Origin of the sequence: Hominilimicola fabiformis, from assembly GCF_020687385.1 — a bacterium.
GTDB classification, from domain to species: Bacteria; Bacillota; Clostridia; order UBA1381; family UBA1381; genus Hominilimicola; species Hominilimicola fabiformis.
Genome location: NZ_JAJEQM010000006.1, coordinates 1 through 26,245, shown reverse-complemented (window position 1 = coordinate 26,245; position 26,245 = coordinate 1). Strand labels below are relative to the sequence as shown.

22 protein-coding genes are annotated in these 26,245 nt (G+C 38.9%); 6 read left to right on the top strand and 16 right to left on the bottom strand.

Going from position 1 to position 26,245, the window contains the following annotated elements:
- Positions 1–39: 39 nt before the first annotated feature.
- The 8 genes from LKE05_RS05495 to glnA all read right to left on the bottom strand — a co-directional run bounded on the left by LKE05_RS05495 (position 40) and on the right by glnA (position 13,411).
- Positions 40–1,083 carry an N-acetylmuramoyl-L-alanine amidase gene (locus LKE05_RS05495; protein ID WP_308456189.1) on the bottom strand — a complete coding sequence of 348 codons (1,044 nt, stop codon included), beginning with the start codon at positions 1,081–1,083 and terminating at the stop codon, positions 40–42.
- The gene (locus LKE05_RS05490) at positions 1,076–2,749 is read right to left on the bottom strand and encodes a sensor domain-containing diguanylate cyclase (protein ID WP_308456188.1); all 1,674 of its coding nucleotides are present in this window, start codon (positions 2,747–2,749) and stop codon (positions 1,076–1,078) included. The genes LKE05_RS05495 and LKE05_RS05490 overlap by 8 nt, the downstream gene beginning before the upstream one ends.
- Positions 2,750–2,988: 239 nt before the next feature.
- Positions 2,989–4,443 carry a glutamate synthase subunit beta gene (locus LKE05_RS05485; RefSeq protein ID WP_117964906.1) on the bottom strand — a complete coding sequence of 485 codons (1,455 nt, stop codon included), beginning with the start codon at positions 4,441–4,443 and terminating at the stop codon, positions 2,989–2,991.
- A gap of 67 nt (positions 4,444–4,510) precedes the next feature.
- Entirely contained in the window at positions 4,511–9,208 is a 4,698-nt protein-coding gene (gltB, locus tag LKE05_RS05480; protein ID WP_308456187.1) for a glutamate synthase large subunit, read from the bottom strand.
- A gap of 175 nt (positions 9,209–9,383) precedes the next feature.
- Positions 9,384–10,595 (bottom strand): LL-diaminopimelate aminotransferase, encoded by a 1,212-nt coding sequence (locus LKE05_RS05475; RefSeq protein WP_117964912.1) that lies wholly within the window; start codon positions 10,593–10,595, stop codon positions 9,384–9,386.
- Positions 10,596–10,667: 72 nt separating this feature from the next.
- On the bottom strand, positions 10,668–11,510 hold the full coding sequence (gene dapF / locus LKE05_RS05470) for a diaminopimelate epimerase (protein WP_022230180.1): 843 nt from the start codon (positions 11,508–11,510) through the stop codon (positions 10,668–10,670).
- A gap of 14 nt (positions 11,511–11,524) precedes the next feature.
- Positions 11,525–12,049 carry an ANTAR domain-containing response regulator gene (locus LKE05_RS05465; protein WP_147513606.1) on the bottom strand — a complete coding sequence of 175 codons (525 nt, stop codon included), beginning with the start codon at positions 12,047–12,049 and terminating at the stop codon, positions 11,525–11,527.
- Between the two features lie 33 nt (positions 12,050–12,082).
- Positions 12,083–13,411: a type I glutamate--ammonia ligase gene (glnA, locus tag LKE05_RS05460; protein ID WP_147513605.1), complete on the bottom strand. Its 1,329-nt coding sequence runs from the start codon at positions 13,409–13,411 to the stop codon at positions 12,083–12,085.
- 311 nt (positions 13,412–13,722) lie between these two features.
- Here glnA and LKE05_RS05455 point away from each other — a divergent pair, with 311 nt between their 5' ends.
- Positions 13,723–14,133, top strand: coding sequence for a hypothetical protein (locus LKE05_RS05455; protein ID WP_147513604.1), 411 nt, complete (start codon positions 13,723–13,725; stop codon positions 14,131–14,133).
- Positions 14,134–14,136: 3 nt separating this feature from the next.
- Positions 14,137–15,618 (top strand): transglutaminase domain-containing protein, encoded by a 1,482-nt coding sequence (locus LKE05_RS05450; RefSeq protein WP_308456186.1) that lies wholly within the window; start codon positions 14,137–14,139, stop codon positions 15,616–15,618.
- Positions 15,619–15,654: 36 nt separating this feature from the next.
- Here LKE05_RS05450 and LKE05_RS05445 read toward each other — a convergent pair whose 3' ends face one another.
- From LKE05_RS05445 to LKE05_RS05435, 3 genes are read right to left on the bottom strand one after another with little or no spacing between them, the layout of a single operon-like run.
- Positions 15,655–16,368 (bottom strand): SigB/SigF/SigG family RNA polymerase sigma factor, encoded by a 714-nt coding sequence (locus LKE05_RS05445; protein WP_022230176.1) that lies wholly within the window; start codon positions 16,366–16,368, stop codon positions 15,655–15,657.
- A 10-nt stretch (positions 16,369–16,378) separates the two neighbouring features.
- A complete protein-coding gene (spoIIAB, locus tag LKE05_RS05440; protein WP_022230175.1) occupies positions 16,379–16,798 on the bottom strand; it encodes an anti-sigma F factor in 420 nt (139 codons plus the stop codon).
- Positions 16,788–17,138 carry an STAS domain-containing protein gene (locus LKE05_RS05435; protein ID WP_022230174.1) on the bottom strand — a complete coding sequence of 117 codons (351 nt, stop codon included), beginning with the start codon at positions 17,136–17,138 and terminating at the stop codon, positions 16,788–16,790. The genes spoIIAB and LKE05_RS05435 overlap by 11 nt, the downstream gene beginning before the upstream one ends.
- Positions 17,139–17,294: 156 nt before the next feature.
- Between LKE05_RS05435 and LKE05_RS05430 the strand changes: the two genes are divergently transcribed.
- Positions 17,295–18,554 carry a hypothetical protein gene (locus LKE05_RS05430; RefSeq protein ID WP_308456185.1) on the top strand — a complete coding sequence of 420 codons (1,260 nt, stop codon included), beginning with the start codon at positions 17,295–17,297 and terminating at the stop codon, positions 18,552–18,554.
- Positions 18,555–19,214: a DUF6320 domain-containing protein gene (locus tag LKE05_RS05425; RefSeq protein ID WP_308456184.1), complete on the top strand. Its 660-nt coding sequence runs from the start codon at positions 18,555–18,557 to the stop codon at positions 19,212–19,214.
- Positions 19,215–19,254: 40 nt separating this feature from the next.
- On the opposite strand, the gene LKE05_RS05420 is transcribed toward LKE05_RS05425, so the two are convergent.
- Genes LKE05_RS05420 through LKE05_RS05405 form a run of 4 tightly spaced genes read right to left on the bottom strand, consistent with a single transcriptional unit; the run spans position 19,255 to position 23,163 of the window.
- A complete protein-coding gene (locus tag LKE05_RS05420) occupies positions 19,255–19,512 on the bottom strand; it encodes an HPr family phosphocarrier protein (RefSeq protein WP_117964928.1) in 258 nt (85 codons plus the stop codon).
- A gap of 21 nt (positions 19,513–19,533) precedes the next feature.
- The gene (locus LKE05_RS05415) at positions 19,534–21,504 is read right to left on the bottom strand and encodes a PTS fructose transporter subunit IIABC (protein WP_308456183.1); all 1,971 of its coding nucleotides are present in this window, start codon (positions 21,502–21,504) and stop codon (positions 19,534–19,536) included.
- Positions 21,505–21,517: 13 nt separating this feature from the next.
- Positions 21,518–22,420: a 1-phosphofructokinase gene (gene pfkB / locus LKE05_RS05410; protein ID WP_022230169.1), complete on the bottom strand. Its 903-nt coding sequence runs from the start codon at positions 22,418–22,420 to the stop codon at positions 21,518–21,520.
- A complete protein-coding gene (locus LKE05_RS05405) occupies positions 22,417–23,163 on the bottom strand; it encodes a DeoR/GlpR family DNA-binding transcription regulator (protein ID WP_022230168.1) in 747 nt (248 codons plus the stop codon). Before LKE05_RS05405 ends, pfkB begins: the two co-directional genes overlap by 4 nt.
- 426 nt (positions 23,164–23,589) lie before the next feature.
- Here LKE05_RS05405 and LKE05_RS05400 point away from each other — a divergent pair, with 426 nt between their 5' ends.
- The gene (locus LKE05_RS05400; RefSeq protein WP_022230167.1) at positions 23,590–25,257 is read left to right on the top strand and encodes a ribonuclease J; all 1,668 of its coding nucleotides are present in this window, start codon (positions 23,590–23,592) and stop codon (positions 25,255–25,257) included.
- A gap of 36 nt (positions 25,258–25,293) precedes the next feature.
- Here the strand turns inward: LKE05_RS05400 and LKE05_RS05395 are convergent, their stop codons facing one another.
- Complete coding sequence (locus LKE05_RS05395; RefSeq protein WP_308456182.1) at positions 25,294–25,671, bottom strand: hypothetical protein; 378 nt, start codon at positions 25,669–25,671, stop codon at positions 25,294–25,296.
- Positions 25,672–25,806: 135 nt separating this feature from the next.
- Here LKE05_RS05395 and LKE05_RS05390 point away from each other — a divergent pair, with 135 nt between their 5' ends.
- A complete protein-coding gene (locus LKE05_RS05390) occupies positions 25,807–26,169 on the top strand; it encodes a helix-turn-helix domain-containing protein (RefSeq protein ID WP_308456181.1) in 363 nt (120 codons plus the stop codon).
- The last annotated feature ends 76 nt before the right edge of the window (positions 26,170–26,245 follow it).

Genomic DNA, 26,245 nt, shown 5'->3' with positions numbered 1-26,245 from the left:
CAAATCAAAAATGTACTGCCTAAACAGTACATTTTTTGCTTAATTATTTTTCAAAAATTCATCTATGCCCTCAGCGATAGCCTTACCAATTTCATCACCTGACGACTGTAATATCGACAAATCGGAGCTGTCATAAAAACCGATTTCCATATAAGCAATCGGAACAGGACATTTATTGAACAATATCAAATAAGGTGTATTTATAGGTGAATTTTGCGAAAGTCCAGTTGCCGCCGCAACTTTTTGATTTATGATATTACCCATTTCATTGGACTTTTCGACAAAGTCACTGCCTATAAATTTCTGTTCGTAATCCGCACCCAAAGCTATGTATGAAGTTCCCCGACCGCCTCCTGCATTTGAGTGGATACAAACATATGCCGCCGCGTCGGGAGCTGACGTTGTATCATTATTAGGGAAACAATACGATACACGCTTGTCCATTGACGGATTTTGTTCGTTTGACGTTCTCGTCATACGGACTTCATAACCCATTTGCTCAAGATACTTTTGTGCCGCCAAGGCATTGTCAAGATTGATTTGCGGTTCTGTATCTCTGTCGGCATTACCCATTGAATACCAACACGACGCGTTTTCGGGCGACAAGCCTGTACAACCGCTACCATGACAATTTTCGCCAAATGTGCCGTTTTTATAGTGTCGCCATTCGCCCCAATTTCCCTTTGACTCGTTATATTCATAACCTTCGGCTGTTTTTTCGTCAGATGTCATTTCAGATGATGACTTACCGTGTCCTGCGTCAAGTACGATTACCTTTTTACCTGCTCCGGATTGACTTTGACCCACTGTAACATCATCTATCCCCAACGCATCAGCCGCCGTCTTTACTGCATTACTTTCACCTGTTGCACCGTCACCGTCATTTTTAACTTCTTCTGTCGACTGCGGTGCAAACGTAGGCATTTGCATTTCCGCAAGTTTGGTTTCGGTATCAAGGCGTTGCTTTTCCATATTACTTTTTTGTATATTCACTCCGCATATTACAGCTATACAAAAAACTATCGACACCGCCAAAAACACTGCCGCTCCTCTTAAACAGACTTTAAGTCTTTTATCACTCATAATCATCCCTGCGTCCTTTCTTTGTAAGACGTTTATCTCTGTACATTTCCGCATCGGCTCTTGCGACAAGATTTTCAAAAGTCGTATCACCCTCCGTATACAACGATACACCCCTTGCAAAATCCAAATTCACATTATTTTCTTCATTGTATTTTACTCTGCACTTCTCAATGCGTTTAAGCACTTTTTCTATGCCGTCATCGGTAATGTCGTGAATCAACACTACAAATTCATCGCCGCCGATTCTGTATATCTTACCTTCATTTCCGACTGCCTCACGAAGTACTGTCGCAATACCTCTTATAAGAACATCTCCGGCACTGTGTCCCATTGTATCGTTAGCACGTTTAAGATTGTTTAAATCAATAGATATACAAGCCGGTCTGTTGTTGCCGATACATTCGTTTATATCGTTTTCAAAAGACAGTCTGTTGTTAAGCTCGGTAAGTCCGTCCGTAAATGCAAGATGTTCGTAAACCTCCGCTTTAAGGTGACTTCTGCTTTTTGCCAGATACTGTCGTATCGTCCGTGTTACCTGCATTAATACAAATATATACAAACCCATTGAGAAGAAATATATCGTTTTGTCATCGCTGATCCGATACAATCTCACTATATCAATAATACTTCCTACAATCGGGAACATAATTGATATCAACATATATTGTATACTCTTCTTTTTGTGAAAAATAATCATTGTTGATAAAATCAATATCCCGAATAAGCCGATAAGAATATGCGTTACAAACAACATCATCTTATAATCGATTTTTAATACAAAATTCAAAAACGTCTGTACGAGCACATTCAAAACAAATATGCATGACATTGAGGTATACAATTTTTTAATAACGCCATCCACGTTAGTTTGTATAAATAACGATACAGCTACACTGATAAGCATTAATGACGTAAATTCAAAATAATACGGCAGATACCCGTTAGGTGCAATAATATGCGACACTTTAAACTGACAGGCAAGATATATTCCGCATATCACGGAAATCATACCAAGGTAAAACATTTTACTGCTCTCGTCATCCTCATACTCACTGCACCGTATTATTATTGCCAACAGCAATAGTACAAAACCGAATATTATAATTAATACAGCTGTAATAACTTCCGACTGCTCGGATTTTAATATATGCCATACTATATCCGACCTGTTGCCTATCATCATAGGCGCAACGGAATACTGTATATGATCTCCCAAAAGAGGTCGTATTTCCAATTTTATCGTTTTTTCATTTAAATCTTTTCCGATTCTGACAATTCTAATCTGTGTACCCATAGTTTTTGAAAAACCGTTTTGAGGAGTGGTCAAATCAAAAAGCTTTGTGTCATCCACGTAAACGGTATAATCAAAATACCTCGACATAACCATTAAATACTGCGAATCATCAAACACATTTGCTTTGTCAATCTTCTTCGTCAATACAATCGGTTCTCCCGTATATTTAAACCCATAAGGTAAAATCACTTTTGAATTATCTTTTTCAACGGTCCACGTCTTCAAAGTTGCAAATTCATCTTCCGAAAGTATTTCGCATTTGTACATATCTCCTTTTAGATACACAAACAAACCAATAAAACAAATAATAAACACAAGAATCAGAAACATATATTTACTGTTGAATTTTCTTAGCTTATTCATAGCTTTCATTCCATTCTATCATATTAGATAAAACCGTTTCGGTTTTGTCTACTTTAAACACTCAAAAATTACATCATACGATATGATTTTGGGAGCTGTCGACATTATGTCGACATTCTCTCTATATATGTATTAATTTTATTTTACCATTTTCTATAGGGAATTTCAAGTGAAAAACCTGTGTATTTTAAAAAACGCATTAAAAAACAGACAAAATCGCAAGAATTTTGTCTGTTGTCGCATATTACTTATTTCATCAAGAATTTATCCACTGCGTCAGCCGCCTGTCTGCCCTCTCTGATTGCCCATACAACAAGACTCTGACCTCTGCGACAGTCACCTGCCGCAAACACGCCTCTAAGACTTGTCTTGTGGTCCTCTTCCTTGGCAAGAATGTTGCTTCTTCCGTCAACATCAAGAGTAAGCTGTTTTAAAAGTTCCTGTTCAGGTCCTAAAAATCCCATTGCAATAAGAACAAGTTCGCAAGGTCTTACCTGTTCAGTACCCTTAACAGGAACAGGAGCACCTGTTGACCAATCAACCTCAACGGTATGAACAGCCTTTACATTGCCCATATCGTCACCCTCGATTTTTGTAACCGTTGTAAGATACTCTCTTGGGTCTTTGCCGTAAAGCTCGATAGCCTCCTCCTGACCGTAATCGGTCTTTTTGATTCTCGGCCACTCCGGCCACGGATTATTCGGCATTCTTTCCTCTGAAAGTTCAGGCATAATTTCAAGCTGTGTAACGCTTTTGCAGCCATGTCTGATTGATGTACCCACGCAGTCTGTACCCGTATCACCGCCGCCGACAACAATTACGTTTTTGCCTTCGGCACTTATGAACATTCTGTCTTCAAGATTTGAGTCAAGCAAACTCTTTGTATTAGCCTTTAGGAAATCAACCGCATAATGTACACCCTTTAAGTCCGCACCTTCGCAAGTAAGCATTCTCGGTTTTGTCGAACCTGTGCAAAGTACAACCGCGTCAAATTCATTTACAAGTTTAACAGCCGGATAATTTTTACCGATTTCAGTGTCAAGTTTAAATACAACGCCCTCTTTTTCCATAAGTTCAACTCTGCGGTTTACGACTTTCTTGTCAAGTTTCATATTCGGAATACCGTACATCAAAAGTCCGCCCGCTCTGTCGGCTCTTTCAAATACAGTAACTCTGTGACCCATTTGATTAAGCTGATCTGCACAAGCCAATCCCGACGGGCCGCTGCCGACTACCGCAACACGTTTTTCAGTTGACTTTTCAGGTAATCTCGGCTTTACTTTATTCTCCGCAAACATTGTATCTATAATATGGCACTCAATATTTCTAATCGTAACGGCAGGGTCGTGCATACCGAGTGTACAAGAGCCCTCGCAAAGTGCCGGACATACTCTGCCTGTAAATTCAGGGAAGTTGTTTGTAAGCGAAAGACGTCTGTATGCCTCGTCCATATCACCTCTGTATACAAGGTCGTTCCATTCCGGTATAAGGTTATTTAAAGGACAGCCGATTGACGTTCTTCCGATTTGCTTACCTGTGTGACAAAACGGTACACCGCAGTCCATACATCTTGCACCTTGAAGCTGCAACTGAGCAAGGTCAAAATGTGTATGGAATTCGTCCCAATCTTTCATTCTTTCCTTTGGAGGTCTGTCCTTAGGAAGTTGTCTTTGATATTCTAAAAATCCTGTTGGTTTTCCCATGATTTTAAATCCTTTCTGTAAGAGTTACCGTTCGGACTGTATAAGCCCGAACGATATATCAAACTTATTACGCTATTTCTACTTTTTTGCCCGTTACATTTTCAAATGCAATAAGCATTGCCTCATCTCTGTCTGTTCCCTTTTCAAGTTCTTCATCAAGAACAGTTATAACTTTCTTATAGTCGTTCGGAATTACCTTAACAAAATTCTTTACTTCTTCCGACCAGTTATTAAGCATATTTTCCGCAACGTCACTGCCCGTATATTTAACGTGATTTTCAAGCATTTCCTTTAGCTTTGCAATATCCTTGTCTGACAATGTTTCAAGTCCCACAAGTTCCTTGTTACAGTTTTTGTCAAGTGAACCGTCCTTGTTATATACATATGCAATACCGCCGGACATACCTGCCGCAAAGTTTCTGCCTGTCTTACCGATTACGGCAACGCAACCGCCTGTCATATATTCACAGCCATGGTCGCCGATACCCTCGACAACCGCAGTCATACCCGAATTTCTTACGCAGAAACGTTCGCCTGCCGTACCTCTGATATATGCCTCACCTTTAATAGCACCGTAGAATGCAACATTACCGATAATAACGTTTTCACTCGGAACAAATTTAGCCTCTTTACGCGGTACAACAATTATCTTACCGCCGGAAAGACCTTTACCGATATAGTCGTTACTGTCACCCTCAAGTTTCATTGTAACGCCCGGTGCCAAGAATGCACCGAAACTCTGACCTGCACTTCCGACAAAGTTCAATTTAATGCTGTCTTCAGGAAGTCCTTCCTCTCCGTGTGCTCTTGCGATTTCAGATGAAAGAATTGTACCTGTTACACGATTGATATTTGTGATTTCAAGTTTTGCCTCAATCTTCTTACCGTCTTTAATCGCCGGTTCGCAAAGTTTCAATAATGTGTTCATATCAAGAGTTTTGTAAAGCTCGTGATCCTGCATTTCATTATGGTATCTCTCATAATCGTTTGAACAGATTTTCGGTTGATACAATAGTGATGACAAATCTACTTCTTTTGCTTTCCAGTTACCCGAAACAGTCTTTTGGCTGAGTCTTTCAACGTGACCAATCATTTCGTCAACAGTCTTAACACCGATTTTAGCCATCCACTCTCTCAAATCCTGTGCGATAAAACGCATAAAGTTTTCAACAAATTCAGGCTTACCGCAGAAACGCTTTCTCAATTTAGGATTTTGTGTGGCAACACCGACAGGACAAGTATCAAGGTTACATACTCTCATCATTACACAACCGATTGAGATTAGCGGACCTGTCGCAAAACCAAATTCCTCTGCTCCCAAAAGTGCCGCTACCGCAACGTCACGACCTGTCAAAAGTTTACCGTCTGTTTCGATTACAACTCTGTTTCTTAGATTGTTCATCAAAAGTGCCTGATGTGTTTCGGCAACGCCAAGTTCCCAAGGCAAACCTGCGTGACGTACACTTGTCTTTGGTGCGGCACCTGTACCGCCGTCATAGCCCGATACCAAAATAACATCTGCTCTGCCCTTTGCAACACCGACTGCAATAGTACCGACACCTGCTTCAGAAACAAGTTTAACTGTTACTCTTGCGTCACGGTTTGCATTTTTAAGGTCATGAATTAGCTGTGCCAAATCTTCGATTGAATATATATCGTGATGCGGAGGTGGCGAAATCAAGCCAACACCCGGAGTTGAATGTCTTGCCTTTGCAATCCAAGGATATACTTTACCGCCCGGAAGATGTCCGCCCTCACCCGGTTTAGCACCTTGTGCCATTTTAATCTGAATTTCTTTTGCATTCTGCAAGTAGTGAATATGAACACCGAAACGTCCCGATGCAACTTGCTTAATAGCACTGCTGCGGCTGTCACCGTTTTCATCAGGAATATATCTTTCAGGGTTTTCACCGCCCTCACCGCTGTTTGACTTACCGCCAAGTCTGTTCATGGCAATTGCAAGACATTCGTGTGCTTCCTGTGAAATCGAACCGTATGACATAGCACCGGTCTTGAAACGCTTAACAATGCTTTCCACGCTTTCAACCTGATCTATTGCGATTGGCTTATCAATCGTCTTAATATCAAGCATACCGCGAATTGTGCATTGATGTTGCTGATGTTCGTCCATTTCCTTTGCATATTCTTTATAAAGCTTGTAGTTACCTGTACGGCAAGCCATTTGTAATTTGTAGATTGACTCAGGGTTGAACATATGGTATTCGCCCTTTGCTCTCCACTTATAGTCACCGCCTGTTTTAAGTGCCTTTTTACCGTTTACTTTATCAAAAGCCTCTGCGTGTCTTAAAAGCACTTCCTTTTGGATATGCTCAATACCCATTCCGCCTATTCTTGTTGTTGTACCTGTAAAGTATTTGTTTACAACGCTTTCCGATATACCAAGTGCTTCAAATATCTGTGCGCCTTGATATGACTGAATTGTTGAGATACCCATTTTAGACATAATCTTAACAATACCCTTTGTACAAGCCTTGTTAAATCTCTTTACGCCGTCCTCATATGAATATTCAAGAAGTTTTTCGTCCGAAAGCTCCTTAATAGCCTCATATGCCATATACGGATTGATACCGTTCACGCCGTAACCTACAAGACATGCAAAATGGTGTACTTCTCTCGGCTCACCCGATTCAAGAACGATAGATACTTTCATTCTTGTACCTTTTCTGATAAGGTGATGATGAAGTCCGGATGCAACAAGAAGTGCAGGAATAGGTGCTTTATCCTTATCTACTCCCTTATCCGAAAGTATGATTATGTTGTATCCGTTTTCGATTGCTATATCAGCCGCCTCGAATATTGTATCCATGGCGGTTTCCATATCGTTTTCCTGTTTTACGTTAAACAATGACGGAATTGTTATTGACTTAAATCCTTCAAGGTCAATGTTTCTTAATTTTTCAAGTTCTTTGTTTGTTAAAATAGGGCTTAATGCTCTGACCTTACGACAGTTCAATTCAGATGATGTCAAAAGGTTTTGTTCACAACCAAAAAGTGTGTATGTTGAAGTAACAATCTGCTCACGAATTGCGTCAATAGGAGGGTTTGTTACCTGTGCAAACAGTTGTTTGAAGTAGTTATACAAAAGCTGCGGTTTTTCCGACAATACCGCAAGCGGAATATCCGCACCCATTGCACCGATTGGATCGTCAGCCTTTTCAACGATTGATTTAATTGTTGTGTTAACGTCCTCCCAAGTATAGCCGAATGCCTTTTGACGTGTAAGCAATGAAAGTTTGTCCACACTGTTTTCGCGATTTACAAACATATTTTCAAGAACGATAAAGTTCTTCAAAAGCAAATGTTCGTTGACATTGCCTTTTGCGTTGTCCTTTAATTTATGCACCAAATCGTGCCATGTATCGCCCTTTTTACCTGTATTAAGAGGAAGATTGTCAAGCTCAACAAGGGTTTTCTTTACCCACTCTGCATATGGCTTGTGAAGTGCCTCTTCCTTTTTGATTTCTTCGTCTGAAATAATCTTGCCCTTTTCTGTATCGATAAGGAGCATTTTACCCGGATGCAGACGTTCTTTCTTTATAATAGTAGACTCGTCAACATCTGTTACACCGACTTCCGATGAAAGAATAATCATATCGTCAGAGGTCAAGTAGTAACGAGCAGGTCTCAGACCGTTTCTGTCAAGCGTTGCACCGACATAACGTCCGTCTGTAAATGCAACAGCCGCAGGGCCGTCCCAAGGCTCTGTGATACATGAGTGATACTCATAAAATGCTTTCATTGCAGGGTCCATATCCGCATTATTTTCCCAAGGTTCAGGAATTGTCATCATTACGGCTCTCGGAAGTGAGAATCCCGAAAGATGTAGGAACTGCAAATAGTTATCAAGCATTGCGGAGTCAGAACCGTCCTCATTGATAACAGGTAAAATCTTATCCATATCACCCTCAAATTCAGGTGTTGCGAACATTCTTTCTCTTGCCTTAACCCAGTTTACATTACCGCGGATAGTGTTAATTTCGCCGTTATGGATAATGTATCTGTTCGGATGCGCTCTTTCCCAAGACGGGAATGTGTTGGTTGAGAAACGTGAGTGCACAAGTGCGATTGCCGTTTCCATATCCACATCTTTAAGGTCAAGGTAAAATTCATTAACTTGGTCAGGTGTAAGCATACCTTTATATACAACAGTTCTTGCAGATAGTGATGCGAAATAGAAATAGTTGTCAAGACCGCTCTTTCTGATTTCCTTTTCTGCAAGCTTGCCGATAATATATAGCTTTCTTTCAAATGAATCTGCATCAAGGCTTTCGTCACCTTTGCCGATAAACACCTGCACGATATGCGGCATTGCCTCTCTGGCACTGTTACCGATACATACGTCATAAACAGGCACTTCTCTTATACCGAGAAGTTTCTGCTTTTCACCGCCAATAATCTTTGTAAGTCTTTCAAGACTTTCTTCTCTTGTATCCTTATCCGGCGATAAAAACAGCATACCAACGCCGTAATCACCCTTTTTAGGTAGCTTAATCCCTTCATTCTTACAAACCTTTTTCATGAAGGCATGAGGCATTTGAATTAAAATACCGGCACCGTCACCTGTATCAGGCTCACTGCCGACACCGCCTCTGTGTGCAAGGTTTTTCAATATCTGAATTGCCTGATTAATAATGCCGTGAGAAGTTTTTCCTTTGATATTTGCAATAAAACCGATTCCGCAGGCATCATGCTCAAATTGCGGGTCATAAAGGCCCTGTTTTTCGGGTAATCCATTATACTCCATTTTTTTCAATCCTTTCGCTGTATTCCGCCGAACAAAAAAGACGTTTCAATCAGAACATACCAATCCATAAATTGATATGTACCGATCGAAACGCCTTTGTTTCGTCAAAAAATTATTTTGTTATCCTGTGTAAACTTATTATAGCACATTATTTTTGTTTTGTCTACTAAATATTTTACAAAATTGCTTTGATTTTTTCCATTGCTTTTATGGTATTTTCCTTAGTTGAGAATGCTGTAAATCTTACGTATCCCTCACCGCTCGGTCCAAAACCCGAACCCGGTGTTGTTACAACGCCTGTTTCTTCAAGTAATTTGTCAAAGAAATCCCATGATTTCATACCGTTCGGTGTCTTTGCCCAGATGTACGGAGCATTCACACCGCCGTAAACCGTAAAGCCTGCCTCTGTAAGCGATTCGCGGATAATTTTCGCATTTTCAAGATAATATGCAACAGCCTCTCTTGTCTGTTTATATCCCTCGTCTGTATAAACAGCCTCTGCCGCACGTTGAATTACATACGGTACACCGTTAAACTTTGTGCATTGACGTCTGTTCCACAATCCGTTAAGTTCAACTCCGTCAACCTTTAATTCGTGCGGTACAACAGTGTATGCACATCTTGTACCCGTAAATCCGGCTGTCTTTGAAAAACTTCTGAATTCAATCGCAACTTCTTTTGCGCCCTCAATTTCATAAATGCTGTGCGGTACGTCAGGGTCTGTAATAAATGCCTCATACGCACTGTCATAAAGAATAACCGCATCATTCTTCTTTGCATATTCAACCCACGGTTTAAGCTGTTCCCTTGTTGCCGCAACACCGATTGGGTTATTTGGGAAACAAAGATAAATTATATCAACCTTTTCTTCCGGAAGTTGCGGCATAAATCCGTTTTCTTCCTTGCAAGGCATATATACAAGATTATTCCATTTACCGTCTGTAAAGTCACCTGCTCTGCCTGCCATAGCATTCGTATCAACGTATACAGGATAAACAGGATCGCAAACTGCAACTTTATTGTCAACAGAGAAAATATCTCCGATATTTCCGCAGTCTGATTTTGCACCGTCTGAAACGAATATTTCATCAGCCTTTACGTCAATACCTCTTGCCGCATAATCCTTTTCAACAATCTTGTTTCTCAAGAAATCATAACCTTGCTCAGGACCGTAGCCGTGAAATCCCTCTGCCGTACCCATTTCGTCAACTGCCTTGTGCATTGCCTCAATTACCGCAGGAGCCAACGGCTTTGTAACGTCGCCTATGCTCATCTTGATAACTTCTTTGTCTGGATTTGCCTCTGTATATGCAGCCGCCTTTTTTGCGACTGTTGAGAATAAGTAACTTCCCGGTAGTTTTAAATAATTGTCATTTACCTTTGCCATTTTTATTTGTTCCTTTCTGTTCTATGTTCAAATTTATCAGTTTGGAGCTGTCGACATTTTGTCGACAGGCTCTTATATAGTTATTGTTCCGTCAAATACAAACTTTGCCGGACCTGTCATATATACTTTATTTTCATTTTTATCCCACTTAATATGAAGTGTACCGCCCAAAAGTACAAGGTCAGCCTCATCATCAACAAGACCGTTTAAATTTGCCGCAACCATTGTTGCACAAGCACCTGTACCGCAGGCAAGTGTTTCACCTGCACCGCGTTCCCAAACACGCATTTTTATAGTGTTTCTGTCAACTATCTGTGCAAATTCTGTATTGATTTTCTTTGGGAACAATTTATGCGTTTCAAACTTAGGTCCGATTTTTTCTATTTCAAGACTGTCCGTATCGTCAATAAATGTAACCGCATGAGGATTACCCATTGACACGCCTGTAACTTTATAGACCTTTCCGTCAACTTCAACATCTTCACTTATAAATCTGTCAAGATTTGAGTCAATCGGAATATTTTTCGGAACAAGTTCCGGACTGCCCATATTTACGCGAACAGTCTGCACTTCGCCGTCTTTAACATTTAGGTCAAGAATTTTTATACCCGCCAACGTTTCAAGAGTAATCTGTGTCTTGTCTGTAAGACCTCTGTCGTACACATACTTACCGACACAACGCGTTGCGTTTCCGCACATTTCAGCTTGTGAGCCGTCACTGTTGTACATATCCATTCTGAAATCAGCCACATCAGACGGGCATATCAAAACAAGTCCGTCCGAACCGATACCGAAATGTCTGTCACTTACGGCTTTAGCCGTTTCGTTTATATTCTCGACTTTCTCCTTAAAACAATTTACATATATGTAATCGTTTCCTGCACCGTGCATTTTTGAAAACTTAAATGTCTGCATTTACTTCATCTCCATTAAATATTTAAAATCATTCTTGCCGTATCAATAAACTTCGCACCTGTATCCATACTTCTTTTTTGTATAAATCGATGTGCCTGTTCCTCCGACATTCTGTGTGTTTCCATAAGATATGCTTTTGCATCACGAATTATCTTTTCTTCTTCCGGTGTACGTTTTGCTCTGTGCTTTCTTCTTTCGATAATTCCGACAAAAGTTTCTACGGAATTTATTAAAAGCTGTCTGTTCAAAGGAAGTGTTACAACAAAAATATCTTGATTATATATACTGCTCTGCCTTTCGGCTTTGACTATGCTCATAAGTTTCTGACCTTCCATAAGATCGTCATAAACATCATCGACAGTTCCGTCGGGAAGTTTATATCCCATAATTATAAGCACTTCGTCCATATCGGATACAGTTCTTAAAAGTTCTGCTTTTGAGTGACAGACAGTGTAAACATCATAGCCGCTGCCGTCAAGCATCATTTTTATTTTGTCGGCTGTTTCGTCTTTTGAAAAAGCCAATACTACTCTGTCCACCGCCGTCCCTCCTTTTTAGGAAATTGTTTTTAATTAATAAGCAATTAAATATTTTTCAATTTCCCACTGATTTATGGTACGACGATATTCTCCGTATTCTTCTTCCTTAGCTTCAAAATAGCTTGACGCAAATTTATCACCAAGCAATTCGCTGATAAATTCGGACTTTCTTGCAATTTTAATCGCCTCGTTAAGACTTATCGGCAAGCTCTTGACTCCGAGTGCCTCACGTTCTTTATCCGAAAGATTGTAGATATTAACATCAATACTCGGCGGAAGTGTTTCATTATCTTTTATGCCTTTCAAACCGGCTTTAAGGCAAGCCGCAAGTGCAAGATACGGATTAGCTGTCGGATCGGGTGAACGAAGTTCAATTCTTGCGTCACCGGGCTTTTTCGATGACGGTACTCTTACAAGCAAACTTCTGTTGCTTTCCGACCAAGAAATATAGCAAGGTGCCTCATATCCCGGTATAAATCTCTTATATGAATTTACCGTTGGATTTGTAAAGCACGCCATATCCGGTGTATATTTTAATAATCCTGCCGTAAATTTATGTGCCGTATCGGAAAGCTTTGACGGATCATTTTCATTATAGAAAACATTTTTACCGTCCTTTTCAAGCGACATTGTAAGGTGCATTCCGCTACCGCTTACTCCCGCAATAGGTTTCGGCATAAATGTTGCGTGAAGTCCGTTACGTTTTGCAATAGTTTTTACAACAGTTCTGAATGTAACAATTCTGTCCGCGGTTTTTAATGCGTCGTCATATCTGAATGTAATCTCGTGCTGACCCGGTGCCATTTCGTGATGTGACGCCTCGATTTTATATCCCATATCTTCAAGCGTAAGACATATTTCACGGCGGCAGTTTTCGCCGTTATCAAGCGGTGCCAAGTCAAAATAACCCGCATTGTCATGCGGCTCTGTCGTTGGATTACCGCGTTCGTCCGTATTAAATAGGAAGAATTCACATTCAGGTCCCACATTAAATTTGTAACCCATTTCTTCCGCTTCTTTAATAACCGTTTGCAGAATATATCTCGGGTCACTTTCAAGACGTGTACCGTCAGGCTTATAAACATCGCATATAAGTCTTGCGACCTTTCCTTGATGCGGTCGCCAAGGGAAAATTTCAAATGTGTCAAAGTCGGGATGTAAATATAAATCACTTTCCTCAACACCGACAAATCCCATAATTGACGAACCGTCAAACATACAAAGATTATCAAGTGCGTCCTCAAGTCTTGAAGTTGTAATCGCAAGATTACGCATTGTTCCAAGCATATCCGTAAATTGCAGACGAATAAATCTTACGTCCTCTTCTTCAACCAAATCGAAAATATCTTGTTTTGTCAACATAACGAACTTTCCTTTCTAATTTCAATACTATATAATATATAAATCGTCCTAATATGCAAAAAAGGTGCTTCTATCCTATGAGGACGAAACACCTTTGCTCGTTGTAAATATTGTAACACACCTAAAAAAGTTTGTCAAGACTAATTTTAATTTAATTCTACGCACAGAACAATGTGCAAAATGCTAAATTATATTCATTTATTTGTGCAATTTCTACATAATACTTGTACTTGCTTTGTGTTTTTATTGACTTTTTGTATAATCAGTTATATAATATATTATATAAAAAGTTATTTTTAGGAGATGGTATCATGAAAAACATAAAAAAATTTATATGCTTGCTTATAATGACAGTACTTATAACGCCGTCAATCGCAATAGCGGAGGACACTTACAGCGGATATTTTAATAATGATGAAATTACAATGTTCGCCGATACTTCGGTTAAAATTTCCGAAAATGAAAAATCGGCGGTTGAAGATATTATTTCAGACTTAAATAACCTAAAAACGGAATCTGATATTCAAAAATACAACATTCCTTTGGGTAACATTCAAGAACTTATTGATTCTTTACCTAAAGCAATACAATATGAGCATCCTGAATTATTTTATGTCAATTTACGTCAATTTTCTTATAAATCAGCAGACGGTCAGACAATTTCGGAAATAATAATCAAAGACCCTTTCACTATGGAAAAAGACGAAATAAAGGTAGCTTAAAAATTGATTGATGATGAATGCAACGAAATTGTATCATCTGTTCCGAAAGACGCAACAGAGCTTGAAAAAGTGCTTTTTGTTCATGATTATATCACATCTCATTATGAATATGATATGTCTTATCAAAACCGCAATCTTTACACAACAGTAAGAGATAAAAAATGCGTTTGCCAAGGATATTCATATTTATTTATGTATATTATGAATAAATATTTTGAAATAGAATGTACAACAGTTCCGAGTGATGCGTGCAATCATATGTGGAACAAAGTAAAAGTAGACGGTAAATGGTATAACTTAGATTTAACTTCAGATGACCCTACACCGAATTTATCATCACTTGCAAATCACACATATTTTCTTTTGAGCGATGAAGAATTGAAAGCTGTTTCAGCCTCTTCGGTATCAAATTCAAACGGCGGATTATATGTTGAAGAACAAGATATTCACCGCACTTGGAACGTAAACACTTGGTATGGTGAACCGGTTATAACAGCAGAAGACGACACTTATAAAGATTCAATTATTCATAACGTATCAGGACCTGTAAGTTTTATAGATGAAAAAATCTATTGTTTCAATGATAAAAATGAGCTTTCCGCTTTAGATTTATCGACAAATACTTTTACACCAGTTTATAAAGATACTTCAAAATATTATTGGTGCGTATACGGTGATAATAAATCTGCATATTCATCACATTTTAATGTTACTGTTGCTTTTAGCGGAAAATTGTATTTTAACTCACCGAATAAAGTTTTTGAATTTGACACAAAAACAAATATAGCAAAAGAAATATATGAATATACGGAAATTCCCGACATTTCAAAAACGTATTTGTTCGGTCTCACAGTCAAAGACGGTAATTTGTGTGCCGAGTATACTACAAATTTAATGAATGGAGTTGAGTCATTTATAACAATTATAACTGCACCTAAACCAACCGAAACACCGATTGTTACAGAAACACCGACCGTCACAGCATCACCTGTTCCTACAGAAACACCTAACGTTACAGCATCACCTGTTCCTACAGAAACACCTAACGTTACGGAAGTACCGAAACCTGTTATAGCATACGAATCGAAAATCACACCTAAAGATGACGGAACTTATACTATATCTGTTGACAAAAAACTTGAAACAACAGATACACCTATTTTGTATGTAGCCGAATTTGACGAAAATAACATTCTTATAGGCTTAAAAGCTGTTCCGTACACAGAACCTGTTTCTGTAAGCGCACACGATGATTCACAAATGCTGAAAGCATTCGTATGGAACATAGGAAGTCAACCGATTTCACTTGTATCTCAAATCGTTTTGACAAAACCGGTTGCGTCACCGACACCGACAGATGTTCCTACAGTTACAGGTACACCAACCTCAACTGATACACCGACCACAACCGATACACCCATTGCAACTGTCGCACCTGTTTCAACAGACACACCGACTGCAACAACACCGGCAGACAGACGCTAAAATATAAAAAACGCACTCTTTACAGAGTGCGTTTTTCTATGGCATTTCTCCTCTTATACGTTCTATTGCTTTTTTCTCAATTCTTGAAATCTGCACCTGCGACACTCCAATTATCTTGGCAATCTCAGATTGTGTTTTGCCTCTGAAATATCTAAGCAGAATTATTTCTTTTTCACGTTCTGTAAGACGGCTCAAAATATCGTCAATCATAACTTTATTTATAACTCCGTCCTCAATTTCTTCACCGGTAATTGTATCAAGCAAGCGAATTTCTTTATCGCCGTTATCGTAAACACTTTCATAAATACTTTCGGGCGGTGTTGCCGCCTCAAACGCCTCGATAAGACTTTCGGCATCAATTCCGCTTTCTTTTGAAATTTCGTTTATTGTCGGCTGTCTGTTCAATTTTCGTCTTAACAGTTCTTCACACCGCCAGCCTTTCATTGCATTTTCCTTTAACGTTCTGCTTATTTTAACGGCACCGTCATCACGCAAAAAACGTTTTATTTCACCTGTTATCATCGGTACTGCGTATGTAGAAAATTGTACGTTAAATTCGGGATTGAATTTCTTTACGGCCTTTATAAGTCCTATCGCGCCGATTTGCGTCAAATCTTCCGCATCATATCCGCGATTTAAAAATCGTCTTGCAATACTGTATACAAGGCCCATATTTTCTTCCACCATTCTGTTTTCTGCCTGCTTGTCCCCCTCTCGCACGCGTTCAATCAAAGCAGTATTATCTCGCATAACACATCACCTACTTTAACTTTTTTGTCATAGTAATGCGTGTGCCTTTTCCGACTTCACTTTGGACTTCAATACTGTCCATAAACGTTTCCATTATCGTAAAACCCATTCCGCTGCGTTCCATTTCGGGTTTACCTGTGAAAAGCGGTTCTCTCGCTCTTGAAATATCCGGTATACCCACTCCGTCATCCGATACGGAAAAAGTCACCGTATCGTCCTCTATACTTCCGGACATCGTTACAATTCCGTCTTTTTCATCATATCCGTGAATTATCGCATTTGTAACCGCCTCCGAAACAGCCGTTTTTATTTCTGAAATTTGGTCTACTGTCGGATCGAGTTCAAGCACAAATGCCGCCGCAACCGTCCTTGCAAATCTTTCGTTATCGCTTTTGTTCGGAAATTTTATTTCCATAATGTTACTGTACATCAATGCCCGCCTCCTTTACACCGTTTTCAAGGTTGTCGGCTACCGTTACGATACTCTTTATACCCGACATTTCAATCAGTCTGTTCACCGCATCAGACGCACCGTATATGATAACCTTTCCGCCGAGTGCCGTAACCGTCTTGTATCGTCCCATAATAACGCCGATACCAGACGAGTCCATAAAAGTCACATTTTCAAAATTAAACGCGACATTAACCGCCCCCGTTCTGCCAAGTTCCCTGTCCGCATTTTCTCTTACTGACGACGCTTTATGCTGGTCAAGTTCGCCGAAAATTTTTATAATCAGCAATCTGTACCTGCCCATTAACATTAACTCCATATTTTCTTCCTCCTGTATATAAATGTTATCTTTTTATATTTCTATTATTTGTAATAAATTTCCTTTGTTAAATTTTGATAACCTTTGTCGAAAACACTTTTTATTATTTTTGAACTGTGATATAATAAAACAGACATAAGAAATGAGGTTACATTTATGAAAAGTGAATGGAATAAACTTGACAATGCCGCCAAGATATTTCCGGCGGCGCAGTCCAAAAAAGATACGCAGGTATTCAGATTTTCCTGCGAATTATACAAAACAGTAAACAAAGGCCTTTTGCAAAAAGCCACTGAAGATACATTGGAGGAATTTGATATTTTCAAAAGTATATTAAGGCGTGGACTTTTTTGGTATTACCTTGAGGAATCGGATATAAAACCGATTGTACGCGAAGAATATAAAATCCCATGTTCGCTTATATACCAGAGGAACAATCACAAGCTTTTATTTGAAGTGACTTACTACAGAAACAGAATAAATCTCGAAGTTTTTCACGTTTTGACAGACGGCACAGGTGCGATGAATTTTCTTAAAACACTTGTATCAAACTACCTTACACTTGCGGAAAATGTTGAAGACAGCGGAGTTGATTATGACGCATCAAGCACACAAAAAAGTGATGACAGTTTTTCAAAATACTATTCCGGCAAAATTTCTTCAAAGCAAGAAAATAACCCTGTTGCATACAAAATTGTAGGACGAAAATATCCCGACGACAAATTAAAAGTCATAAACGGTATGGTTGACGTAAAGAAAGTACTTGAAGAATCTCACAAATACAATGCAACTTTAACTGCGTTTTTGTCTGCGGTACTTATAAAATCAATCATAGACGAAATGCCTGTACGTTCAAAAGGCAAGAAACCGATTACAATACTGATACCGGTAAATCTTCGCAACTTCTTCCCATCCGTTTCGGCAAGAAACTTTTTCTGTCTGACATATATTCAGTATGACATAAAAAAGCACGGTGAGGATTTTGAAACAATGGTTGACGTTATAAACACTCAATTAAAAAGCAAGCTGAAAGCCGAAAAACTTCTCGGCACTATCGACACATATTCAGCTGTTGAACACAATGTCATAACAAGAATTGTACCGCTTGTCGTGAAAGATTTCTTTTTGAGAATAGCATACAGAATGTCGGGCAGATCCGTCACGGCAACTTTTTCAAATATAGGAATAGTTAAAATGCCCGAAAATATGAATAAGTTTATAAAATGCTTTAACGTGTATATCAGCACCGACAAACTTCAATTATGTTCTTGCTCGTTTGACGGTAAGCTGACTTTGGGATTTACTTCTCAATTCATCAGTTCGGATATCGAAATGAGGTTTTTTCGTGAATTGACTTCAAGGGGTATTAACGTTGAACTGACTTCCAACATACACGACGATGAAAGGAATGATTAAATGAAACATTGTGATAAATGTAAAATTGATGTGCGTGGTGAATTTGAGCGTTGTCCGCTGTGCCAAAACAAGCTGACAGGCGAAAGTACACCTTACGAATTTCCGAAAGTACAATCATTTTACGAAAAATATGAAAAGATTTTTAAATTTGCAATTCTTGTCACTTCGTCACTTTCGATAATAAGCATTGCCGTAAACATACTTCTTCCCCAAAGCGGTCATTGGTCGTTGTTTGTACTTTTCGGTGTAATATGCTTCTGGCTTACGACAAATATATGTATTAAAAAACGCCAAGTCTTATCGCAGAATATTGCCGCAGAGGCTGTTATAATATCAATATTGTGCGTAATATGGGACAAATTTACAGGTTGGCACGGCTGGTCGGTCGATTACGTTATACCGATAATATTTTCATGGGCAATGCTCGGATTGTTCGTGGCAACAAAGATTTTAAAAATTAAAATGCCCGATTATGTGTTCTCATTTGTGATATGTATATTTTTCGGACTTGCACCGTTTATATTGTGCATAACAGGTGTCACAAAAATTCTTATTCCGTCGGTTATATGTATTGCACTGAGCATAATTTCTTTTATAACTCTTGTGTTATATGACGGCAAAGAACTTGTTTTGACATTATCAAAAAAATTTCACATATAGACAAAAAAATGGTGTTGCTTTCGCAACACCATTTTTAATATTATAGATTTGCCTTAAAAAATTCTTCCAAAGCCTTTGCAGCTTCGTCCTCGTCCGGGCCTTCAACTTTTACGTTAAGTGTATTACCGCACTTTGCCGCCAAACCCATTACAGCAAATATTCTCTTTGCGTCACCTGTCTTACCGTCTTTTTCAAGAGTGATTGTTGACTGATATTTTGCCGCCTCTTTTACAAGCACACCTGCAGGACGAGCGTGAATACCTTGTGGATCTGTGATTGTGTAGTTAAATTCTTTCATAATACTTATCTCCTTTATATATTAATTTTCTTTGTATACAGGTTTCTTTAAAAGTGCAAGCATAAACATTGTAATAACCGAACCTGCCGCTAATGCTACCAAGTACATAGGCCAGTTACCTACAACAGGGAATACGAATATACCGCCGTGAGGAGCCATCAATGTACATCCGAATACCATTGACAATGCACCTGCTACTGCCGCACCGACTGCTGTTGCCGGTATTACGTGCAGTGGATCTGCTGCCGCAAACGGAATTGCACCCTCTGTGATGAATGCCAAGCCCATAACATAGTTTGTAATACCCGACTGACGTTCCGATTTTGAAAAACGATTTTTAAAGAATGTTGTTGCAAGTGCAATACCGATAGGTGGTACCATACCGCCAACCATAACAGCCGCCATTATATCATAGTTGCCGTTTGCGATTGACATTGTACCGAATACATATGCCGCCTTATTTATAGGACCGCCCATATCAATAGCCATCATACCTCCGAGAACAATACCAAGAATAACTTTTGATACTGAACCCATACTGTTTAGTAGGTTTGCAAGTGCGTCGTTTATAACACCGATAATCGGATTGAATACGAACAACATCAATGCACCCATAATAAATACGCCAAGTACAGGATACAACAATGTCGGTTTAATTCCCTCAAGACTTTCAGGAAGTTTTGAGAATATCTTTTTCAGCAACAGTACAATATATCCTGCAACAAAACCGGCAACAAGTGCTCCCAAAAATCCCGAAACAGTTGTACCTGATGAATTGAATACTGTGTTTGCAAGATAGCCGTTAATTCCGCCTGAGTAGCTGTTTGTAAATTCTAATATACTGTTACCCGTTGAGGCAAGCATACCGCCTACAAAACCGACTGCAAGACCTGGTCTGTCCGCAATAGAGTATGCGATAAATCCTGCAAGAACAGGCAACATCAAACCGAATGCGACACCGCCGACTGTTTTAAAGAATGCCGCAATCGGTGTATTCATACCGAAGTTTGACGGATCAATAGTAAAGTCGTCAAGCAAGAATGCGATAGCAATTAGAATACCGCCGCCTATAACGAACGGCAACATATGCGAAACACCGCTCATAAGGTGCTTATAAATTCTGTGACCGATGCCCTCTTTATTATCCGACTTAGCCGAATCACCCTCATCACTTTCATTTGAGGTAAATATCGGAACATTTCCGCCAAGTGCCTTTGCGATAAGTTCATCAGCCTTTGAAATACCGTCACTTACCTGTGTAACGATTACCTTTTTACCGTTAAAACGTTCCATAGGAACTTTTGTATCTGCCGCAACGATTATGCAATCAGCCTCTGCGATTTCAGATTCGGTAAGAACATTCTTTGCACCGCCCGAACCTCTTGTTTCAACTTTAATCGCACAACCTGCTTTTTCTGCCGCTTTTTGAAGTCCCTCAGCAGCCATATAAGTATGAGCTATACCTGTCGGACATCCAGTTACTGCAAGTATTTTCTTATCAGATGTAGTAACCTGTTCTGATTCAGCATTATCTTTTGCAGTTTCCGCGTCATCTATAATTGAAATAAATTCCTCTACCGATTTTGCATTAATAAGTTTTTTTGAAAAATCTTCGTCCATAAGCAAAACGGAAAGTTTACTCAATACGTCAAGGTGTACATTTTCTTTTGTATCAGGTGCGGCGATTGCAAATATAAGCTTTACCGGCTCACCATCTATCGAATCAAAATCAGTACCGTTTTTGATTACCATTGCCGCAAGTCCGGGTTTTGTCACCGCACTGCCTTTATAATGAGGAATTGCGATACCCTCGCCGACTGCCGTCGTACTTTCTTCCTCTCTTTTTATCAAACCTTCTACATAAGCATTCTTATCTGATATTTTTCCGCTCTTTTCCATAAGGTCTGCCATTGCACGAATGGTTTCTTTTTTTGTGCTTGAAACTCCGTCAAGTCTGATACTCTCTTTTGAAAGTAAGTCTGTGATACGCATAATTTTTACCTCCTCATATTGTTTTAAATACATTTAAAATTTCTTCTTTGGTCGCAAGATTTTCCGAAAATGCACTTGCACTGCCTGCCGATAATCCCATTTTAAGTGCATACATAAAATCCTGCTTTTCCATATATCCCGCAAGGAAACCGGCAACCATTGAATCGCCTGCTCCCGTTGAGTTCACTAATTTACCTTTAGGTGCCTCACTTTCGTACACTTCTCCGTTTTCACCAACGAACACCGCACCCTCGCCTGCCATTGAAACAAGTACATTCTTCGCACCCATTTCCTGCATTTTCTTTGCATACGGAACAACTTCACTTCTCGTCTTAAGTTCAACACCGAATATTTCACCTATTTCGTGATTATTAGGTTTTACCAAAAACGGTTTATACTTAAGAACATTCACAAGCAAGTCCTTTGTTGCGTCAACGACTATATTTAATTTTTTATCTTTAAGGTAGTCCATAATTTCGCAGTAAATCGAATCGGAAAGCGATGACGGAATACTTCCGGCAAGTACCAACGTATCGCCGTCATTCAAACTGTCAAGTTTTTCGTAAAGTTTCTTTACCGCACCGTCTGAAATATCAGGACCCTGACCGTTTATTTCTGTTTCGGCGTCTGATTTTATTTTCACGTTAATCCTCGAAAAACCGTTGTCAAGCTTTATAAAATCGGTTTTACAATTCATATCGGCAAGTATATTTTCAATCGCACCGCCCGTAAAACCGGATATAAAGCCAAGTGCCGTATTTTCGACACCCATATTGTTCAGCACAATTGAAACATTAATACCTTTTCCGCCTGCCATAATCTTTTCGGATTCCGTCCGGTTTACTTCACCGCTTCTGCAAGACGGAACAACCATTATATAATCCAATGCGGGATTGAATGTTATGGTATAAATCATAATTGAGCAGCCTCCTTTATATTATATCCTTTAATATTTTCCGTTATCTTATCCGTTATTACGGTTATGTCACTGCCAGCCGCAAAAGTTGCTTTTGATATTTTATTGAATTTTGACGAATCGCAAAGTACAAATTTCTTTGCACATCTTCTCATCGCAAAATTTTTAATATCCGCCTCTCTGACATCGGGAGTTGTGAACCCTCTGTCACTGCTCAGTCCGTTAGTTCCGAAAAAGCCTTTTGTGAAATTGTATTTTGAGAGTGATATAATCGCCTCGGAATCTATAATCGCCTCTGTCACCGATTTGATAAGTCCGCCGATTATATATACTTTAAAGCCTTTTCTCGCAAGACCGACTGCGTGAGATAAAGCGTTTGTAACAAAAGTTGCGTCCTTGGCGGTTATATACTCAATCATATATTCAGTGGTAGTTCCTGCGTCAATATATACAAGGTCGCCTTCATTTATCAGTGACGCCGCATATTTTGCGATTTTAATTTTTTCATCACTGTTTTGAATACGTCTTGCACTGACTTCCGAATCTTCCATTCCTCCGCCCGATACAACCGACATTGCACCGCCATGTACTCGTATAACTCTGTTATCATTGGCAAGAGTTGTTATATCTCGTCTGATTGTCGATTCAGATGCACCAAACATCTTGACCAATTCTTGATTAGATATACTTCCTCTTTCGTTTACTATCTTTACTATCTCATCAAGTCTTTCTTCAAGTAACATTCTCTCGCCTCCTTTTATCGTTTGAACGTTTTTGACTGTTTCTATTTGTATTATACAATCAAGTTCGCTCATTGTCAATCAAATTCATTCACAAATTATATACAAAATAATTGTATATGTTGCACATATTTCGCTGACTTTTAGTTATATTGTACATTCTAATGATTGTTTATGAATGTTTTTATCTGTTTTGTTCTTGAAAGTTTGAGGTACTAACCACATTAAAAATCATAAATTACATCACAGATGTAATTTTTTAAGCTGTCGACATTTTGTCGACATACTCAGTATTTATACTCTCATATTATATTATAACACTTTAATTTATCAAGTAGCCATATTTATGTTGACTATCGTCAGACAAATGTGGTATAATAATATTGTTGTAATAATGGTCGGAAAAAATTAAATAACGGAGGTAAAATTGTGGCAAAAGCTAAAAAACTGAAAATCATACCATTAGGCGGACTTGATGAAATCGGAAAAAATTTAACCGCCCTTGAGTACGGAAACGAAATTATAATGGTAGATTGCGGTATGGCTTTCCCTGATGATGATATGCCAGGTGTAGATATGGTAATAAACGATATTACCTATCTTGAAAAGAACTGGTCAAAAATCAAGGGAATTTTTCTTACTCACGGTCACGAGGACCATATCGGCGGATTGCCTTATTTCCTAAAGGCTATCAACGTTCCTGTTTACGGTACAAGACTTACAATCGGTCTTGTCGAACATAAATTAAAGGAACACAATCTTTTATCAAGCGTAAAGCTTGTTCGTGCAAAGTACGGAAACGTAATTAATGCGGGACAAAACTTCTCTGTTGAGTTTGTCCGCACCAACCATTCTATTGCAGACTCTGCTGCTCTTGCAATCAAAACACCTGTCGGAACGGTTATTCATATGGGTGACTTTAAAATTGATACTACTCCAATCGTCGGAGATATGATTGACCTTGCAAGACTCGGTGAACTCGGAAAAGAAGGAGTTCTTGCCGTTCTTTCTGACAGTACAAATGTTGAACGACCGGGATATGCAATGAGTGAAAGAAGTGTCGGTGAAAAATTTGAACAGATTTTCAAAGGCTGTAATAAACGTATTATAGTCGCTACTTTCGCGTCAAACGTGCACAGAGTGCAGCAAATTATCGACGCTGCCGCTAAAAACGGACGTAAAGTAGCAGTTTCGGGAAGAAGTATGGAAAATATCGTTGAAATATCAATTCTTCTCGGATATATGAAAGTACCAGAAGGCGTACTTATCAATATTGACAACATAAAAAAATACAGACCGAACCAAGTAGTTATTATTACAACAGGCTCACAGGGCGAGCCGATGAGTGCCCTGACAAGAATGGCTTTTTCTGACCACAGAAAAGTCGAGGTCACAAAGGACGACCTTATTATAATCAGTGCAACACCTATTCCGGGTAATGAAAAGTCGGTTTCAAATGTCGTAAACGAATTGTTTAAAATAGGTGCGGAAGTAATTTATAAATCACTTGCGGAAGTACACGTTTCGGGACACGCTTGTCAAGAGGAATTAAAACTTATTCTTGCACTTACAAAGCCGAAATTCTTTATTCCTGTACACGGCGAACACCGCCATCTTGTTCTTCACAAGGAACTTGCGCAAAAAGTAGGTATACCGGAAAAGAACAGTTTTGTACTTTCAAACGGTCAGGTGCTTGAACTTGACTCAAAAACCGCAAAAATCGCAGGCACTGTTCCGGCAGGTAAAATACTTGTCGACGGTCTTGGAGTCGGCGATGTCGGAAATATCGTACTTCGTGACAGAAAACATCTTTCACAGGACGGTCTTATTATCGTCGTTGTTACAATATCACACGACAGTAAAGAAATCGTTTCAAAACCTGATGTTATTTCAAGAGGTTTCGTGTATGTACGCGAGGCCGAATCGCTTATCGAGGGCGTTAAACACGTTGCCGGCGAAAGCATTTCGGATTGTCTTGGCAAACGTAATATGGATTGGTCAACTCTAAAGAGTTCAATGAAAGCGTCTGTCGCAAAATATATTTACGAACAGACAAAACGCAGTCCTATGATATTGCCTATTATTGAAGAAATCTAACAAAAAATTAAGCGTAGCTGAAAAATGCTACGCTTTTTATTTGTCCACCTTTTCTATATTAAGCACATTCTTCGTAAGTGCTGTGTATGAAATGCAATATTTCGCATTTTTTTCATACTTATCAGAGTTAAAATTTTTAAAAGAAATAAGATATTCACTTTCTGTTTTAACAAATTGAAAATATTGCAGAGTAACAGTCGGAGGAAATTCATCAACATAAATTTTCTTACCGCCCATAATCGCGCTCGGTATGTCAAGCACCAACGCAAACACCGTAAAAGAAATTGCAACTATTACACCTATCTCACAACCAAGTTCACTTCTGTCATTTTGTTTCTTAACCGAATACCAAGTTATAGTTATCAGCACTGCCAATACTACACTGCAAAATATTAATATAGTCCAATACCCCATAATAAATTCCTCCTATATGTATAATCTCTTGTATATTTCTCACACTATACTTGTAAAAATCACAAGTATCCTTTGTTAAAATAGGTAAAAAAATATGATAAAATATATAATAATATTTTAAAGGTGGTGTTTTGTTTGACTTTCGACTATAAAACTGTTGGCGGCAGAATAAAACATTACAGACTTTCAATCAACAAAACACAAGAAGAATTAGCCGAACTTGCAGACATCAGTGCCAATCATTTGTCCGCTCTTGAAAACGGCAGATCAGCAGGAAGTTTAGATAAATACTACAGTGTCGCTCAAGCGTTGGGTGTCACTGTTGATATGCTTATTGACAACTCATCTGATCGTGCATCCGGAAACGACTACTTCTTTTCAAACCAACTTTTACCGCTTGTTTCTTCACTTTCCGTTGAGCAACGTAAAATGTTGATAGATTTCATCGAACTTTTAAAAGATTACGATGTCGATAAGAATAACACCAAAAGAGGTTAAAATGAACCGACCCCCAAAAGTTAGACCAAAAATCTAACTATTGGGAGGTCGGTTTTTTCATGGCAAAATATAGTTT